The 17,058-nt window shown below is 49.5% G+C and carries 20 protein-coding genes and 1 tRNA gene; 5 read left to right on the forward strand and 16 right to left on the reverse strand.

Going from position 1 to position 17,058, the window contains the following annotated elements; genetic code table 11:
- Positions 1-14: 14 nt before the first annotated feature.
- Together LKK83_RS01565 and LKK83_RS01570 are read left to right on the forward strand one after the other, a co-directional pair.
- Positions 15-1,466: a C40 family peptidase gene (locus LKK83_RS01565; RefSeq protein ID WP_324628998.1), complete on the forward strand. Its 1,452-nt coding sequence runs from the start codon at positions 15-17 to the stop codon at positions 1,464-1,466.
- Positions 1,467-2,234: 768 nt separating this feature from the next.
- Positions 2,235-2,555, forward strand: a complete 321-nt coding sequence (locus LKK83_RS01570) for an STAS domain-containing protein (protein ID WP_324628999.1) — start codon at positions 2,235-2,237, stop codon at positions 2,553-2,555.
- A gap of 69 nt (positions 2,556-2,624) precedes the next feature.
- On the opposite strand, the gene LKK83_RS01575 is transcribed toward LKK83_RS01570, so the two are convergent.
- From LKK83_RS01575 to urtA, 11 genes are all read right to left on the reverse strand, one after another.
- A complete protein-coding gene (locus tag LKK83_RS01575; RefSeq protein WP_324629000.1) occupies positions 2,625-3,986 on the reverse strand; it encodes an NAD(P)/FAD-dependent oxidoreductase in 1,362 nt (453 codons plus the stop codon).
- Between the two features lie 147 nt (positions 3,987-4,133).
- Entirely contained in the window at positions 4,134-4,445 is a 312-nt protein-coding gene (locus tag LKK83_RS01580) for an urease subunit beta (RefSeq protein ID WP_324629016.1), read from the reverse strand.
- A gap of 45 nt (positions 4,446-4,490) precedes the next feature.
- Positions 4,491-4,793, reverse strand: a complete 303-nt coding sequence (ureA, locus tag LKK83_RS01585; RefSeq protein ID WP_324629001.1) for an urease subunit gamma — start codon at positions 4,791-4,793, stop codon at positions 4,491-4,493.
- A 125-nt stretch (positions 4,794-4,918) separates the two neighbouring features.
- Positions 4,919-5,164: a nucleotidyltransferase family protein gene (locus LKK83_RS01590; protein WP_324629002.1), complete on the reverse strand. Its 246-nt coding sequence runs from the start codon at positions 5,162-5,164 to the stop codon at positions 4,919-4,921.
- 16 nt (positions 5,165-5,180) lie between these two features.
- Entirely contained in the window at positions 5,181-6,056 is an 876-nt protein-coding gene (locus tag LKK83_RS01595; protein WP_324629003.1) for an urease accessory protein UreD, read from the reverse strand.
- Positions 6,040-6,906, reverse strand: coding sequence for an ion transporter (locus LKK83_RS01600; protein WP_324629004.1), 867 nt, complete (start codon positions 6,904-6,906; stop codon positions 6,040-6,042). Before LKK83_RS01600 ends, LKK83_RS01595 begins: the two co-directional genes overlap by 17 nt.
- A gap of 40 nt (positions 6,907-6,946) precedes the next feature.
- A complete protein-coding gene (urtE, locus tag LKK83_RS01605) occupies positions 6,947-7,675 on the reverse strand; it encodes an urea ABC transporter ATP-binding subunit UrtE (RefSeq protein ID WP_324629005.1) in 729 nt (242 codons plus the stop codon).
- A gap of 158 nt (positions 7,676-7,833) precedes the next feature.
- Complete coding sequence (gene urtD, locus LKK83_RS01610) at positions 7,834-8,589, reverse strand: urea ABC transporter ATP-binding protein UrtD (RefSeq protein WP_324629006.1); 756 nt, start codon at positions 8,587-8,589, stop codon at positions 7,834-7,836.
- A 25-nt stretch (positions 8,590-8,614) separates the two neighbouring features.
- Entirely contained in the window at positions 8,615-9,733 is a 1,119-nt protein-coding gene (gene urtC, locus LKK83_RS01615; RefSeq protein ID WP_324629017.1) for an urea ABC transporter permease subunit UrtC, read from the reverse strand.
- A gap of 179 nt (positions 9,734-9,912) precedes the next feature.
- On the reverse strand, positions 9,913-11,070 hold the full coding sequence (locus tag LKK83_RS01620; RefSeq protein WP_324629007.1) for an ABC transporter permease: 1,158 nt from the start codon (positions 11,068-11,070) through the stop codon (positions 9,913-9,915).
- 89 nt (positions 11,071-11,159) lie between these two features.
- On the reverse strand, positions 11,160-12,482 hold the full coding sequence (gene urtA / locus LKK83_RS01625; RefSeq protein WP_324629008.1) for an urea ABC transporter substrate-binding protein: 1,323 nt from the start codon (positions 12,480-12,482) through the stop codon (positions 11,160-11,162).
- Between the two features lies 1 nt (position 12,483).
- On the opposite strand from urtA, the gene LKK83_RS01630 reads away from it, so the two are divergent.
- Positions 12,484-12,657 (forward strand): hypothetical protein, encoded by a 174-nt coding sequence (locus tag LKK83_RS01630; protein ID WP_324629009.1) that lies wholly within the window; start codon positions 12,484-12,486, stop codon positions 12,655-12,657.
- Here the strand turns inward: LKK83_RS01630 and ureG are convergent.
- The 3 genes from ureG to ureE form a co-directional block, all read right to left on the reverse strand.
- Entirely contained in the window at positions 12,616-13,212 is a 597-nt protein-coding gene (gene ureG, locus LKK83_RS01635; protein ID WP_324629018.1) for an urease accessory protein UreG, read from the reverse strand. The genes LKK83_RS01630 and ureG overlap by 42 nt on opposite strands.
- Positions 13,213-13,265: 53 nt before the next feature.
- A complete protein-coding gene (locus LKK83_RS01640; RefSeq protein WP_324629010.1) occupies positions 13,266-13,949 on the reverse strand; it encodes an urease accessory protein UreF in 684 nt (227 codons plus the stop codon).
- 80 nt (positions 13,950-14,029) lie between these two features.
- Positions 14,030-14,473 (reverse strand): urease accessory protein UreE, encoded by a 444-nt coding sequence (gene ureE, locus LKK83_RS01645; protein WP_324629011.1) that lies wholly within the window; start codon positions 14,471-14,473, stop codon positions 14,030-14,032.
- Positions 14,474-14,598: 125 nt separating this feature from the next.
- Here ureE and LKK83_RS01650 point away from each other — a divergent pair, with 125 nt between their 5' ends.
- Both LKK83_RS01650 and LKK83_RS01655 read left to right on the forward strand, forming a co-directional pair.
- Complete coding sequence (locus LKK83_RS01650) at positions 14,599-15,183, forward strand: endonuclease dU (protein ID WP_324629012.1); 585 nt, start codon at positions 14,599-14,601, stop codon at positions 15,181-15,183.
- 78 nt (positions 15,184-15,261) lie between these two features.
- Positions 15,262-15,334 (forward strand) — tRNA-Thr (locus LKK83_RS01655).
- Between the two features lie 85 nt (positions 15,335-15,419).
- Here LKK83_RS01655 and LKK83_RS01660 read toward each other — a convergent pair.
- A complete protein-coding gene (locus LKK83_RS01660; RefSeq protein ID WP_324629014.1) occupies positions 15,420-15,758 on the reverse strand; it encodes a c-type cytochrome in 339 nt (112 codons plus the stop codon).
- Positions 15,759-15,909: 151 nt separating this feature from the next.
- Positions 15,910-16,932, reverse strand: a complete 1,023-nt coding sequence (locus tag LKK83_RS01665; protein ID WP_324629015.1) for an aldo/keto reductase — start codon at positions 16,930-16,932, stop codon at positions 15,910-15,912.
- Between the last annotated feature and the right edge of the window lie 126 nt (positions 16,933-17,058).

Here is a 17,058-nt window from a genome sequence, read left to right on the forward strand (position 1 = left end):
ATCACTCCTTGGCCTTGGCAGAGTTGATTTTCCATCGCGCCGGTGGCCACACCCTACGACTCTCCGGATCGGCCCAGGAAATGGCGAATTTTTGGCTAGGCTATTTGCCGATTTGCTGTTTGTTAGCATTCAACTGCCTCATGTTGCGTCAATTGAACGTCAAAAAATCTCCCGTTTTAGCGGGATTAATCGCTTTTTTTATGGTAATTGTGTTCTCGTCTCCCACTGTGGCGATTCCCGGAGAGGTGCAAACCTTTATCCGCAATTTAACCCCGGAAATGGAATCTTTGCTGCAACAAAAATTAGAGCGCCGACAGGTATTTTTCGACCTCACCCCTAAAGCGGAAAGAAATGCCACCCGGTTAAACCCTTATTCCCGCATTCATCGGGACACGGTGTTTGACCTGCGGGTTAATTATGAGGAGAATCTGCCGACTTTAACCGGGAAAGTTTTCGATTGGCAAGAACGAGATGTCATCGAACGAGTGGCCAACCAGAGTTTTGCCAATGGGGTGCGATCGCAGGTGGCGATATTTCCCTATAATGATGTAGATTTGGATTATGGAATTACTATCAAACCCTATAGCAATCTCTACACCAAACCCAGTACCGACATCGCCGATTTAGCCACTCAAGTGCGGTTGGGAACCCCGGTGAAATTGCTGCAATATAGTGGCGATCGCCGATTCGTGCGGGTGAGAATTGAAGATGATGGATATTTGGCCTGGATAAAGCGGGAGGATTTAAAAGAATGCGATCGCGATACGTTCGAACAGTGGGTTACTGCGCCGAAAGTTCAAATCGCCCGCACTCTCAATCGCCCGCAAACCCTGTATTTTGGCACCCGATTGCCCTATCGGCAATCGTCACCCGGGGCGAATTTTATCGGTCCAATTATGCCAAATACAGCCCTCAAGCAAGCGGGGGCAGAATCCGAGGCGATCGCGGTCATTTTACCCGATAATCGCGAAGTCCAATTAAACCGCCGCGATGTTATTTTACCGGAAAATTCTCCTCGGGATAAACCCCGGTTGTTGGAGATTGCCAAACAGTTTTTACCCCAAGGGGCGCTTGGCGGCGGACGCTATTTGTGGGGAGGAACGGTAGGCACTCGTTTGGATTGTAGCGGATTCGTGCAAACTGTTTTTCGCGCCGGGAATATTTATTTACCCAGAGATGCCTATCAGCAAAAGCTTTACACCCAACCGGTGGCGGGCAGTTTGCGAAATATTGATGAGTTACAACCGGGGGATTTAGTATTTTTTAGCGAGAACCGCCGCTTGGCGACTCATGTGGGAATTTATCTCGGGAATTATCGGTTTATTCATTCCACCCGTCGCGGCGGTTATAGTGGGGTGAAAATCAATCGGTTGAGAAATGGAACGCGCTACGATCGCTATTTTCAGCGCACCTATTTTGGTGGGGGGCGCGTCCCGATGCAGTTAATTGGCGATCGGGCGGCTTAATCTGGAGCGATAAAACCCTCGGTTTCCAATGGGTGACTGGGGGGAGGCGGAGTCTCGGGGAGAAGGTTTTCTCCTGGGGGGAACCAGAAATCGTGAATGGGTGGGCATTGCCCACCCTACAGTTTCTACGAGTTTGAGAATGCAGCGTACCGAAACATTATCTGATAAAAAAACTCGGCAGTTGAGCCGAGTTGAGCGAGCATGAGGATGCTAAGAGTTCCAAAATTAGATGGGAGTGACTAAACTAGAGTAAGGCAGTTGTAAAACAGTATTTAAAGCATTTGTCCGAAAGTCTTTTCCTCATCGCGCCAATTCTGCAATTGGTGTTTTGCCAACTGAGAACTTGGGGAAAGGAAGGGGACTTCGGTATTTCGATGTATTTACATTTTTAATTGTCAGCGATTTTTGTTGAATAGCCAGTGATTTACGTCGTGAGAAAAGATGATATTCGTCACGGGAAAAGAGTGAGCGCGATCGCGAGTCCCTGTGAGCTGGGAGTCATGTTTTGATGACATCAATGCCGAGGGGCCTGTGACCAGGGTCACAGTTGCTTTGGATCCAGTAGGAGAACCGGCGATCGCTGCGATCGCAATCACATTCGCCAGAGAAAATTATCACCGCCCCCACTGTCTCAAATCACTGAGCGCAACCGAGCAATTACGGATATTATGAAAGCACTGGGGGGACGAAATGCGTGCTTCTACGCAACCAGCGGGCCTCCCCCAGCGGTTGGATCCTTGTACTCTCAGATGACACAGAGGAGTGAGCATGAATGTGGTGTTGCAACCCCAGGGCAATTTAGATGTAAAAGTAGCGGCGATGCTACAGCAAAAGGTAGCGCGCTTAGCTTGGGAAAAACACAAGCGCTGGTTTATCGATTTAAGCGAGGTGAATTCTGCGGATCATTCCGGGTTGATGTCTCTGGTTGCGGCCCATCGACTGGCGCTGAAAACCGGACGCCGCTTAAGTTTGTGCAATATGAAAATGTCGCTTGTTTACCTGTTTGAAATTACCGAACTCGATCGCGTTCTCGATATTTTACCACACAACGAAGAAGCGCCCGATTTGGGAGAAAAAATAATATTTTAGTCCGGGGGTTGCCTAGGATTCAATTTATCTGTGCAAGGGGTGGGCAAAAAAGCCCACCCCGAATTTTTGTTACACTTCGATGGGCGATTCCGTTGTTTCTGGGATAGTGTAGGTGCCGCCCTCTTCAATTTCTACCCGCATTTTTTCATCCTGTCCGGTCACCAAACAAGCGCCTCGCTTGCGGGTAAAGTAGTTCCATGCCCATTGAATCATTACGATTAATTTGTTGTCAAATTCAATCAAAAAGTAGATATGGACGAAAACCCAAAACAGCCACGCGAGAAAACCGGAAAATTTCACAAATCCCAGATCCACGACGGCTGCATTGCGTCCAATGACAGCTAAACTGCCAAAATCCACATACTGAAAAGGCGGGCAATCTTGTCCTTTGAGACGGTGTTTAATCAGTTTCGCAACATATTCGCCTTCTTGCATAGCGACGGGGGCGACGCCGGGGAGGGGTTTGCCATCTTGATGAGCGTAATGAGCCAAGTCGCCAATAACAAAAATATTCGGCGCGTTGGGAAGGCTTAAATCAGCTTCCACGATAACTCGTCCGGCCCGATCGCGTTTGGCATCGGTGCGGTTTTCCAAAACTTGTCCCATTTCCGATGCTTTGACACCGGCGGCCCAGAGTAAGGTGCGCGTGGGAATAACTTCTTCGCGATCGCCTCGGCGAACCGTAACGGCATCATCCGCAACATTCGTCACTAAGCTATTGGTCTGTACCGTCACGCCTAATTTGCGAAGAGATTCTTCGGCTTTTGCGGATAATTCTGGCGGGTAAGGAGGCAGAATTCTATCCATCCCTTCGAGCAATAAAATTCGCGTGCTGGTCGGGTCAATGGTGCGGAAATCTTCTTTTAACGTGTTGTGGGCTAATTCGGCGATCGCCCCGGCTAATTCCACTCCCGTCGGTCCTCCACCGGCGATCGCAAAGGTTAACCAGCCTTTTCGTTTCTCCGGATCCGGTTCTTTTTCTGCGGCTTCAAATGCCATCAAAATCCGCCGCCGCACTTCTAAGGCATCTTCGACGGTTTTTAATCCCGGTGCTTTTTCTCTCCACTGTTCGTTGCCAAAATAATGATAGCTAACTCCCGTGGCTACAATTAAAAAATCATAGCTCAATTCTTTACCTTTCAGGATGACGTTTTGCTCCTGTGGGTCGATATCTACCGCTTCTTCCATCAGCACTTTCGTATTTTTATTGCGACTGAGGACGCCGCGCAACGGAGAAGCAATATCCCCCGGAGACAAACTGCCAGTTGCCACTTGATACAGAAGGGGCTGAAATAAATGGAAATTTCGCTTATCGATTAAGGTGACTTCCACGGGAGCGCGCCCGAGTGCCTGGGCCGTATAGAGTCCCCCAAATCCGCCGCCAATAATGACCACATGCGGGGGAGAATTTTTCTGTTTCGCATCTACCATTGGGAATAAATTTCCAATTCAATTTACAAGTCAATCGGGAAAAACAAACCCCGGTGCATTTGCGATGAGGTTTGCTTTCCAGATCTATTTTAGAGTAAGGAAATTTTGGCAGAATTGAGGTAGTCTCGGCTACAGAGCGAGTTAGTGTTAGCGCTCGAGAGAACCGTTGATTTTCTGATTGAAGCCGTAAATCTGACGAGTGCCGACAAAGGGGACTAATTCCACTTCGCGATCGTCTCCTGGCTCGAAGCGCACTGCAGTGCCGGCGGGAATATTCAGATGCATTCCTTGGGTCCGATCGCGCTCGAAGTGCAGGGCTTCATTCACTTCGTAAAAATGAAAATGCGACCCTACTTGAATCGGGCGATCGCCTGCATTGGCCACCGTCAGCCGCAGGGTTTCTCGACCCGCATTTAACTCGATTTCTCCCGCTTTAACGATATATTCTCCGGGTATCATATTCACCTCTGTTTTCTGAAATTTGAACGAGTTTCGCCAATATAATTACCGAATCGGATTGTGAACCGTGACCAATTTTGTGCCGTCGGGAAAGGTGGCTTCTACCTGCACTTCGGTTATCATTTCCGGTACCCCTTCCATCACCTGCTCCCGGGTGAGCAAGGTGGTGCCATAACTCATTAATTCTGCCACAGTTCGTCCTTCTCTTGCCCCTTCGAGAATGGCTGCAGAAATATAGGCCACGGCTTCTGGATAATTGAGTTTTAAGCCTTTGTCTTTGCGGCGTTCCGCTAGTAACGCAGCGGTAAATACCAGTAATTTGTCTTTTTCTTGCGGTGAGAGTTGCATGATTATTCCTGTGGTTCAGATTCGATAATGGGTTCTAGTTCGGCGATAAACGAGTTCGGTTATCCACGAACATAAATCACCTCGGCGGAGTCGAGAACCTGCTGGCGAAAATAGCGACTGAGTTCTTATGGGGTTCGCAAATCTACTTTTCGTCCTAACATTTCCGTCAGTTCGATTTCCATCCCGACTAGCCCAAAAAAAACGATGCTTTTATCTGGCATAAATTCTACCAGAAAATCGATATTGCTTTCCGGGGAAAAGTCATCGCGCAGAACTGACCCGAACAAGGAGAGTTTTTGGATGTCATTGTGTTGGCAGAATTCGGCAATTTTGTCAAGGGGAATTTCGATGGGCAATTGATGGGGTTTCATGGAATTTTGCTTCAGTTTACAAAGGCCAAACGCGCGGGGGGCAACTGGGACGGTGTAAGAAGGATAGGCGCAGGAGTTCCCAAATGTCTGTAAACCAGTGTCGCACCTCTGCGGTGGAATCGCCGCGATATCGACATAATAATCCGTCGGTGAGGCGGGTGACACCGACTTCGCCGCCTTTCTCGGGGAACAGACTGCGCGCTTGCTGGACGAGGTGTCGGGTCACGGGTTCTCCTACCCAGGCTAGCGTAGCTACAATTGGGCGACATGCTAGGCGGTTGGGAGTCGCGATCGCCGCTGCAGACCCGATCGCCTGTTGTCGGTCGATCCACAAGGGTCGTCCGGTTTGCCAAATTTCACTGTGCGATCGCCAATGTCCCCGCCGGAACGTTTCCCCCCTGGCACTGCGCCCAAATCGGCTAATTTCCCACAACAAAACCCGGGCACCCGGCGCTAATTCTACCCGCATCTCTTGCCGATAAATCGCTCCGTCAAACACAATCATTTCCTGGGGCAAACACTCCAACACCGCATCTTTTTCCACAATAATGCTAATTTTTTGAGTAGCAGTTTCTCCCTCACTGCGATACAGTTTTGCCGCCGATGCTGTGGTAATCAAAGCATGAGAATTGGGTTCGAGGCGAATATCTTGCGAGAGGCGATCGCCGCCGACAATTCCGCCGGCAGTGTGCAAAATTACGCTATGACAAATGGCGTTTCCCTCTGGATAAAAGGGGCGCTGAACTTTCAACGGCGCTTGGACGCGATCGCGCATCAGTTTGGTGGCACCGCCGCAATTGCGATACCCTAATTCCACCTTGCCATGCCATCCGGCGGCGGTATTTTCTCCCCGTTCTGGAGAAAAAGCAATGGAGTTATTTTGGCGGTTCATGGATATTTTTTCCACAGTGAGGACAAATTTGAGGTGGTCGGATTATTTTTTTGCGTCGCTCTTTTCTCGCGGCAATTTCTTCAGAAAAACCAGATGCCAGGATGCCTGCCGGTAAGGCAAAAATGCCGATACCCAACATAGCAACCCCGGCACCGAATACCTTGCCGATCGCGGTGACGGGATACACATCACCATAGCCCACAGTGGTTAATGTCACCACGCCCCACCACATTGCTGCGGGAATATGAGGAAATGCTTCCGGTTGCGCTTCATGTTCGGCAAAGTAAATAATACTCGACGCCGCGAGCAATAGCAAAATCACCGCCGAAAAGGTTAAAATCAGTTCTTCTCTTTTTGAAAAAATAACTTTAATTAGGGTGCGTAATGATTTAGAATAGCGACCGAGTTTGAATAGCCGCAATAACCGAAACAAGCGCAAGGCGCGGATAATTCGTAAATCTACGAATAAAAACGGCAAATAAAACGGGATAATTGCGATTAAATCGATTAAAGCTAAAGGCGTGAGGGTGTATTTCAGCCGCCCCCACACCGGATGGCGGAATCGCGGAGAAGCGTTACAAGACCATACCCGCAGAATATATTCTAGGGTAAAAACCGTGACGGAAAACGTTTCAAAGGATTGAAAAGCATCAGAAAATTCAGCCGTTATCCAGTCTACGGTTTCTAAGGCAACGGCAACCACATTGAGTAAAATGAGGGAAATAATAAAAACATCGAATAATTGACTGAGGCGATCGCTCGCCCCAGCCACATCTAAAATAATATAAATTCGTCTTTTGAGCTGTTCGTTCATGGGTAGCAAGGCGATCGACAAGGGAAATCCCCTCACGGATCGATTCCGAATGAGAGACATGGGAATTTTTCGCAATTCAAACCGCGAGAAACCGCTGAATGACATCATTGCTGAGTTCATTCGTGGCACCGGCGGCGACGATTCCGCCCTTTTGCATAGCATAATACCAATCCGCCTGTCGGACAAAATGCAGGTGTTGTTCGACAAGCAGCACCGAGATACCCGTAGACTGGATAATGCGACGCACGGCGGCTTCAATTTCCAGGATAATCGAGGGTTGAATGCCTTCGGTGGGTTCGTCGAGTAGCAGCAAACGAGGACGCCCCATCAACGCCCGGGCGATCGCCAATTGTTGCTGTTGTCCCCCACTCAAATCGCCTCCCATGCGGTTTAACATGGGTTTTAACGCCGGAAATAACTCGAAAATTTCCGCCGGAATCCCGGGGGTTTTCGGAGGTTTCGCACAAGCTTCTAAACCCAAAATTAAATTTTCCTTCACCGTCAGTCGGGGCATGATTTCCCGCCCTTGCGGCACGTAGGCAATGCCCATTTTCGCACGGCGATCGGGCGTTTTTCCTCGCAGATTGTTTCCCGCAAAATCAATCTGTCCCTCGCGCGGTTGGATTAACCCCATCACGGTTTTTAATAAGGTGGTTTTCCCCACGCCATTGCGCCCGATGAGACACACCATTTTCCCGGGCGGAACGCTCAAATCTACATCCCGCAAAATGTGGCTTTCGCCATAATACACATTTAAACCCGATATGTCTAATTGAGGTAAATTTGCCTTGATTTCTTCGCTCATTGTTTGCGTTTAATTTATCCTGTTTTTACTTCAGTAGCGCCCTATAAGCTCGCACAGCACAATATAATTTTACAACAAATTGCTCGTTGTGCTGGTTTCCCCTGTCTGGGTACGAAACAGGGAAGGCGCTGCCTCCAAACCCGGCTCTAACCGATAACTTAGGCCGCATCTTCTGGCGCAGTTCCCAAATAAACCTCGATAACGCGCGGGTCATTTTGCACTTCTTCGATTGTCCCTTCGCACAATAGGGAACCTTCATGCAACACCGTGACTTTCCGGGCAATTTGTCGCACGAATTCCATATCGTGTTCGATGACAATAATCGAGTGACTTTCTGCCAAAGACAGCAGCAATTCGCCCGTAATTCGGGTTTCTTCATCGGTTAAGCCAGCCACCGGTTCGTCCACCAGCAACAAATCGGGAGACTGAGCCACCAGCATCCCGATTTCCAACCATTGTTTTTCCCCGTGAGAAAGCAATCCGGCTTTGATATCGGATTTGGCAACTAAGCCAATAGTTTCTAACAAGCTGCGGACGGTTTTTCGTTCTCCAGAGGTGGGCTTTTTCAGCAAAGTAGCGAATACATTTTTCTGGCGATTGACCGATAGTTCTAAGTTTTCCCGAGGGGTGAGGTTGAGATAAACCCGGGGGGTTTGAAATTTGCGTCCGATACCGAGGCGGGCGATTTGATGTTCGGAGTAAGACCGCAGGTTTTTCCCTTTAAATAGGACTCGTCCTGCGGTGGGTTTCACCTGGCCGGTGATGACATCTAAAAAGGTGGTTTTTCCGGCTCCATTTGGCCCGATGACTACGCGCAGCTCCCCGGCTTCCATGTTAAAATTGAGCTGGTTTAAGGCATTAAATCCGTCAAAACTCACGGTTAAGTTTTCGATTTCTAGAATTCTCGCACTCACGCTGTACCTCTGGGTTTGGGACTGGTTACGATCGCGGTTCTAAATTTTCTCGTTCCCCCTGCACTTCTGGGTCTTCTTCTAAGCTGGGATAGGTAATGACATAGCGGGGATGGCGAATCACTCGGCGAACAAATTCCCCACTGGATTGGCGCAACCACCCGACAATTCCGTTTGGCAGCACCATCACCACAAACAGGAATAATGCCCCCTGGAAAAAGAGCCAAATATCGGCGAATTGTTCGCTAAATAAACTTTTGGAAGCGTTGACTAACACAGCTCCGAGAATGGCTCCCACTAAGGTGCCGCGCCCCCCGACGGCGACCCAAATCACCATTGCGATGGAAAAGTCGATCGCCATTGCTTCGGGGGAAATAATCCCGCTTCTGAGGGTAAACATAGCCCCAGAAATGCCCGCTAATGCGCCGGAAATGGCAAACACCAGGGCTTTAAATCCGGTGGGATTGTAGCCAGAAAACCGCACGCGACTTTCATCGTCGCGAATGGCAATTAGCAAGCGTCCAAATCGCCCGCTGGTCAACCCGCGACAGAGGGCATAAGCGCCGGCTAGTAACACCACGGTTAAAATATAGAAACCGTACTGGGTTTTGGCGTCGTTGACGGGAAATCCGAGCAGGGTGTTAAAGTTCGTTAATCCATTGGTGCCGTTAATCAGTTCTTGTTGACCGTTGAAGAAGTTAAAAAAGATAATGGTTGTGGCTTGGGTTAAAATGGAAAAATACACCCCTCGGATGCGGTTGCGGAAAACGAGATAGCCGAGGATGCCGGCTAATAAGGCGGGAATCAGAAATACCGCCAACAGGGTGAAGGGAAAGGAATGAAAGGGTTGCCAAAACCAAGGCAGTTCGTTGATGCCATAAAGGGTCATAAAGTTGGGAAGCTGACTGCTGGCGTTGGCAGGAAATTGTAATTTCAGGTGCATGGCGATCGCATATCCGCCTAATGCAAAAAACACCCCATGTCCCAAACTCAACATGCCCGTGTATCCCCAAATCAAATCGATTCCCAAAGCGGCGATCGCTAAGGCTAAATAGCGATGCAACAGTTCTAGGCGAAAGCTGGAGAGTACCAGGGGCATGACGATAATTAAAATCAGGGCGATCGCTCCCACAATGGCGGCTTCCATCAGGCGCGATCGCTGTCTAGAAAAATTCGATACTTTTTGAATAAAGTTTAAATTCCTGATTCCATATTCTGCAATTTCCTCTCGCTCCTCCGTCATTTCCTGGCCTTGTTCCCCTTGTTTTTCCTCTTCCATCAGACTTGCCTCTCCCTTCTATTTCTCCTGTTTTCACCCCTTCTTTCTTAAGCGTCCACCGCGCGACCTTTTTGCGGGAAAAGACCAGCAGGACGCACCTGAAGGAAGAGAATAATTAACGCAAATACCATCACTCTGGCCATACTGGTGGTGGCAAAAAATTCCAAAAATTCAGCCAGGGGCGGAATCGGGGCTAAAATGACAGGTAAAATTCCCGAACCAATGCAATAATTTAAAGTCCCGATCGCCAATGCAGCAACCACGGTTCCGATGAGTTTGCCCACGCCACCGACGACCACCACCATAAAGGCATCTACGATATAATTTTGTCCCGTATTCGGACCGACGGAACCGAGCAAACTAATCGCACAGCCGGCCACTCCAGCTAACCCGGAACCCAGGGCAAACGTCAGGGCATCCACAGTTTGAGTGGGAATGCCCAAACAAGCGCTCATGCTGCGATTTTGGGTCACGGCGCGAATTCGCAATCCCCAGGGCGATCGCAACAAAAATAGGTAAATCGCCACCACACAAACAATCGTTAACCCAATAATAAACAACCGCGCGTAAGGCAGTTGAAAATTGCCCACCGGCAACCCGCCGCGCAACCAACTCGGTGCGGTTACATCTACATTTTGCGCCCCAAACCAAGGCTGAGTTGCGCCTAACTTAAATATCTGCCCCAACCCCACACTGGCGGCGATCGCAATGCCCGCCGATAAGGGCAACATGACCGCCCCCATCCATTGGGGAATTCTGCGCCACTTTCCCCACCGCTTTATCGCCCAAAATCCGCCAAAAAACAGCAGGCAAAACACCGCAATTCCCACAACCATCGCCCAACTGACGCTGCGGACAAATTGCTGCAAAATCAAACTTACCCCCCAGGTAGCCAGCAGGGTTTCCAGGGGACGTCCGTAAAGATAGCGAATCACCCCCTTTTCTAAGATTAATCCCACCCCAGCGGCAACTAAAAACGCCAAGGGCAAGGCAAAAATAATGTAAATTTCTACCCCCACATCGCCCAAAAATTTAAAGCCATTTTGCACCACAAAGGTGGTGTAAGCCCCCAGCATCATCAATTCTCCATGCGCCAGGTTAATGACGCCCATGATGCCAAACACGATCGCCAAGCCCAGGGCGACAATTAACAACACCGCCCCAACACTTATCCCGTTAAATACACTGGTGAGAAATAATTCCATTTAATTCAGGGGTTTGGGTTTTCAATTGGCCTACGTTTGAGTTCGTTTGTGGTGGGCAATGCCCACCCTACGGTTCATGCTAAATTCCTTTAAACCCCTTCCATTTTGTATTTTCCACCTTTTGTCGGCTCGGACCAATCGCAGGCAAATCCTTTGGTTTCGGCAACATATTGATTCCAGGGAATTGGCTCTACGGGTGCTTCGGTGGCATAGATAATTTTAAACATGCCATCTTCCCCCACTTCACCGATCCGCACGGTTTTCGCCAGGTGATTGTTGGGGGATAATTTGACGATGCCTCCTGGCGCTTGGAAGGTTTGCCCCCATGCGGCTTTTCTCACTGCTTCGAGATCCGCTGCATTCCCGGCTTTTTCCACCGCTTGTTTCCAGAGGTTGACCATGATATATGCCGCTTCCATCGGATCGTTGGTGACGCGATCGGAGCCATATTTGGCTTTAAATGCTTCGACAAATTTCTGGTTTTCTGGGGTGTCTACGGTTTGGAAATAGTTCCAGGCGGCATAGTGCCCTTGGAGATATTCAGATCCGATCGCTTTGACTTCTTCTTCGGCAATGCTCACGGACATGGTAGGATATTTATCTGGGGTTAATCCCGCCCCTTGCAGTTGTTTAAAAAAGGCCACGTTACTATCGCCGTTGAGGGTGTTAAAAATGACCCCTCCTTCGGGCAAAGCGGCTTTAATTTTGGTAATAATTGGGGTGACTTCTGTGCCGCCGAGTTCGATATAGTCTTCTCCCACGGTTTCTCCGCCTTGGGCGGCGAGTTGGGCTTTGATAATCGTGTTTGCGGTGCGCGGAAAGACGTAGTTCGACCCGATGAGGAAGAATTTATTGCCTTTATTTTCTAGTAGCCAATCTACGGCGGGTTCGATTTGTTGGTTGGGGGCTGCGCCGGTGTAGAATATATTTTTAGAACATTCCTGACCTTCGTATTGTACCGGATACCACAGCATGTGGTTTTTGGATTCAAAGACGGGTAAAACGGCTTTGCGCGAGGCACTGGTCCAGCAGCCAAATACGGTGACGACGTTATCTCGGTCGATTAATTTGCTGGCTTTTTCGGCAAAGGTGGGCCAATCTGATGCGCCGTCTTCGACGATCGCTTCTACTTTTTTGCCGAGAATTCCGCCGGCTTGATTGATTTGTTCGATCGCTAGTAATTCGGCGTCCACGACGCTTTTTTCGCTAATTGCCATTGTCCCGCTAAGGGAATGCAAAATGCCGACTTTAATCGTGTTTCCCTCACCCGCACTTTCGGATTCCGTGGATTGAGTGGTTGAGGCGTTGGTTTCTGCAGCGGGATTGTCGCTACAAGCTTTGAGTAGAAAACTGCTTCCCAATGCGGCAGAACCGTACCATAAAAATTTCCGCCGACCAAATTTTTTTGTCATTTTGCGAGTCAACTCCTATCGAAATCAGCTTGCGATCGCCACCCTCGATATTAAAGGATGGTTAATCTGGGCAATTGTAGTTTTGACTACAGAATTTTTTCAGACGGTGGGCAATGCTCACCTACGGCAAGGGTTAACCCATGTTCTCCTCGATAAATGCGATCGCCCCTTCTAATCCTTCTTTGGTTTTCAAATTGGTAAAAATAAACGGTTTATGACCGCGCATTTTTTTCGCATCCCGTTCCATCACTCTTAAATCTGCTCCCACCAGGGGCGCTAAGTCGATTTTATTGATAACCAACAAATCGGATTTGGTAATCCCCGGACCGCCTTTTCGCGGAATTTTATCCCCGGCGGCAACATCGATGACGTAAAGGGTTAAATCCACTAATTCGGGACTAAATGTGGCGGCGAGATTGTCTCCACCACTTTCGAGAAATACCAGGTCTAATGGGGCTATCCGCTGTTCTAGCTGTTCGATCGCCGCTAAATTGATAGAGGCATCTTCGCGAATTGCCGTATGAGGACATCCCCCGGTTTCGACCCCTACAATCCGATCCCCGGCTAATGCCTGCGATCGCACCAAAAACTGGGCATCTTCTTGGGTATAAATATCATTCGTCACCACGGCTAAATTGTAGCGATCGCGCATCCCTTTGCACAAGGCATCCACTAATGCCGTTTTCCCCGACCCCACGGGTCCTGCTATTCCCACCCGAAACGCATTCATGGTCATTTTTACTTTCACGATGTAGAATTTTAATTTTACCTGACTCTGGGAATTTAACTTCTAAATAAGCGGCTGTAGAGGGTTTCGTGTTGCATACTCGCCAATGACAACCCCCAGCTACAACTGCTGAGATTATTATCCTCTAAAGCGAGAATTTCTTGGGTCGAGGCTATCAGCATCGGTTGTAAGTTTAATAATAGCTGTTGTCCGGCAGTTTGCCCCAGGGGAATGAGTTTCACCCCGGCAGTGATGAGATTGGATGCCCAACTGTGCAAGTAGCCGATCGCGGCAGTTTCTTCGGGAATTTGCTCCGCAACCGCTGCCATGCCAAAGGCGATCGCAAAATTGCAGGGGGTTTCGGCAAAGATTTCCGGCAATTCTGGCAATTTTTCCGGCAGCATGGCGAACAATAACTGCAGCAAACTATTGCCCATCTGCCAACTTTGTTCGCGCAGTTCTTCGGTTTCTCGGGCCGCCGATAACCAGGCATTCCAGTATTGCAATTGCGCGATATCGCCTCGGGCAAAACTGCGGTGCGATCGCAGCATTACCGCCGCATCGACGCGAATCGTTCCCCCGCGCAATTCCCACTCGATCCACTCTGCCAAACTGTGGCGATCGCCAACAATTTCTCGCTCTACCAGGGTTTCTAATCCTTCCGAATAACTGTAAGCGCCGACGGGTAAGCCAGGACTGGCAAATTGCAGTAAGGATAATAAGGCAGTTGGGGTTAACATGACCGAGGGTTTTTTCTCCCGTCAATTGATTTTTTCTCCCTGAAGCCAACCGGTTTAATTTCCCCGCTTCTCGCGGGTTTTTAATGTCCGTGGTGGTGACCATATGCGCCGATTTCCGGTGCAAAAGGAGCCACTTCTTCGATGACGGTTAAGCCAAATTGTTGCAACATGGATTTTAACACGGAATCTACTTCTAAGCGCAAATAAGTTGCCGTAATTTCTAAGGAAACGTGACGATTTCCCAAATGATATGCGGCGCGCACTAAGTCGATCGCGCTGTTGCCGGTAACGGTTAAAACCGGTTCGGGTTTGGCGATGACGAGGACGAGAATTTCCCCGGTTTCGGTTGCTAAGCGATCGCGATCGCGTAGAACCGTTCCTCGGGGCAATTTCACATAAACCGCTTGTCCTTCCTCAGTGGTAAACCGATGGCGACTGCGGGTGCGATCCTCTGCGGTGAGGGAAAGGGTAAAGTGAGTTACCGCGTCCTCGTCCGGTGGCAAATGTTGGGTTAAGGTTAACATGAAATTTATAATAAGCAAGCGGACCGATTATTTGGCAAATTGTTATGATGAGGCGGAGCCTCGGTGGGGTTCCAGGCGGGAGCCTAGGAACGAGGGAATGAGGGATATACTGACTGAGAGAAGCCGTGAAGCTGGAAGATTTACTCCGACAAAATCGTACCATTCGGGTGATTGGGTTTGACGATGCGCCGTTTCTTCGCGGTGCTGGGGGCAAGGTGGCGATCGCGGGGGTGGTGTGCGCCGGTACTCGCTTCGAGGGGATGCTGTGGGGGGAAGTGACCCAAGATGGCTTTGATGCCACGGATACCCTCTGCGAGCTGCTGATTGGCAGCAAATTCCTGCCGCAATTGCACCTGGTTTTGCTCGATGGGATTGGGTTTGGCGGGTTTAACTTGGTGGACTTGCCCCGGTTGCAGGACCGATTGCAACTGCCCTGTGTCGCCGTGATGCGCCGCCATCCGCGATTGCCACCCATGAAAGAGGCAATGTCCCGGTTGCCACATTTCGAGCGACGCTTGTCGATTTTACAGCGGGCGGGGGCGATTTATCACGTGCCGCCGTTTTTTTTCCAAGTCTGCGGGGAAGATCCGGCGATCGCTGCCTCGGCACTGCAACGAGTGACTGACTGCGGCAAAGTGCCAGAAGCCTTGCGCCTCGCCCATTTAATCGGGGCGGCTGTGGTCACAGGCGTAAGCGGCAGTTCGGCGTAAGCGAGGGGAAAAAAAATTTTTTGCCGCACCGCTAGCCAATCGCCAAACATTCTGTTATAATAAACTATTGTGAAACGCGCCGATGTAGCTCAGTTGGTAGAGCACTTGATTCGTAATCAGGCGGTCGCGGGTTCGAGTCCCGCCATCGGCTTTTTGCAAATTATTCGTAGAGGTAAAAACCTAGCGGCAGATTTTCCTCGGTCAATCTGCCGCTCTTTTTGTTGCCAAATTACCGCTTATTTCCACCCCCGTTCGGCTTGTTGCAATACGTAGGCGGAGACATCTTCGAGTTCTTTGTCATTTAAGCGATCGCGATAGGCTGGCATCGGGTTTTTGCCCCGCGCCACATATGCGGCGATCGCCTCCAAGGTTTCTAAATGATTCCGTTTCAACGCACCTTTTTTCAGGGGTTTCCACCAGCGAATGATGTTCCCGCCATTGGGATGACAGCCGGCACATTGCACGGTGAAAATTTGCGCGCCGTTTGCCAGTTCTGCCGCGATCGCCGGTGGCTGAATAGTCAGGGCGATGGTTACCACTGCCAGCAGTACAATTTTAATCAGTTTTTTGGCCATTTTTCTCCTATGAATCTTGACAACTGGAGCGATAAGAACATAAAATGCGCTCGATTGAAATCGCGCCGAACCAAGTTGGCGTCCGCCTTGGCGGACTCATTTTTTGGGCGACTATTTCTCGCACAATAATATCGGGGTTGTGGGGCTTTTTCTATCTGCGCCGATATTCGTCGCCACAGTCGCCAATTAACTCGAATAAATTGCGCGATCGCTCCCCAATTGCCTGAATTTTTTCTACATCTTCTGCATCTAAACTAAACTCAAACACCTTGGCATTGTCTTCGATATGTTGAGAAACGCCCAAGCGCGCGCCCACGATCGCACCGGCTACCGCTGGATTTTCCAACACATACCTAACCGCTACATTGGCAATACTCACCCCATGCTTATCGGCAATCTCTTTCAGGGTTTGCAACAAGGATTGAAATAATGTCCAGTCGCCCCACGCCTTAACCATATTCATGTATTTATTCAAAGAAGCAGTCTGGAACATTCCCCAACCCGGTTCCGACTTGCCTAAATATTTTTCGGAAAATAAACCGCCGCCTAGGGTGCCGTAGGCGAAGAGTTTGATATTGTTTTCCTGGCAAAACTTTACCATTTTCACTTCTGGACGGCGATCGAGCACGGAAAACTGCACTTGGTTGGAGACAATATTAATGCCGCTATCCAGGATAATTTTTAAATGTTCCGTGTCGAAATTGGTAAGCGCCAAATGCTTGATTTTCCCTTCCGCCTGCAGTTCTGCCATGTATTTGAGGGCATCGAGGTAATTCGGGTTGCCATATTCCCACCAGTGAAACTGCATCAAGTCTAGGGATTCTACGCCCATGCGCTGACGAGAAATATCGATATTTTCCTCCACCACCTGACGGGTCATTTTAGTGGGTCTCGGCACCCATTTGGTAAAGGCTTGCAGGTTGGCGAGGGCCTCTGGACCGCGCTGGTGGATGATTTGCTGGCGAAATTCGCCGATAAAATCTTCTGCTGGTCCGTAATGGTCTGCTAAGTCCCAGGTGGTAAAGTCGGCATCCATATAGTCAAACATGGATGCGATCGCTTGTTTGCGGTTGATGCGTCCGTGACCGCCAGAAACCTGCCACATCCCGTTTAAAATGCGACAGATATTCAAATCTGGAGTCAACTGGATTCGACTGGATTCGGGTAGCTTCATTCTCCCCCCTCTCGGTGGCTATACTTGTGGGTATTGTAAAATACGAAAGTAACGTGCGATTCGTTCCTGCCAAAAGTCAAGGAAAATCTCCGAAACGTGGGCAGGGTAAGGTTCCAAAAGGGCCTT

Source organism: Phormidium sp. CCY1219 (genome assembly GCF_035615515.1).
Classification (GTDB): domain Bacteria; phylum Cyanobacteriota; class Cyanobacteriia; order Cyanobacteriales; family Laspinemataceae; genus CCY1219.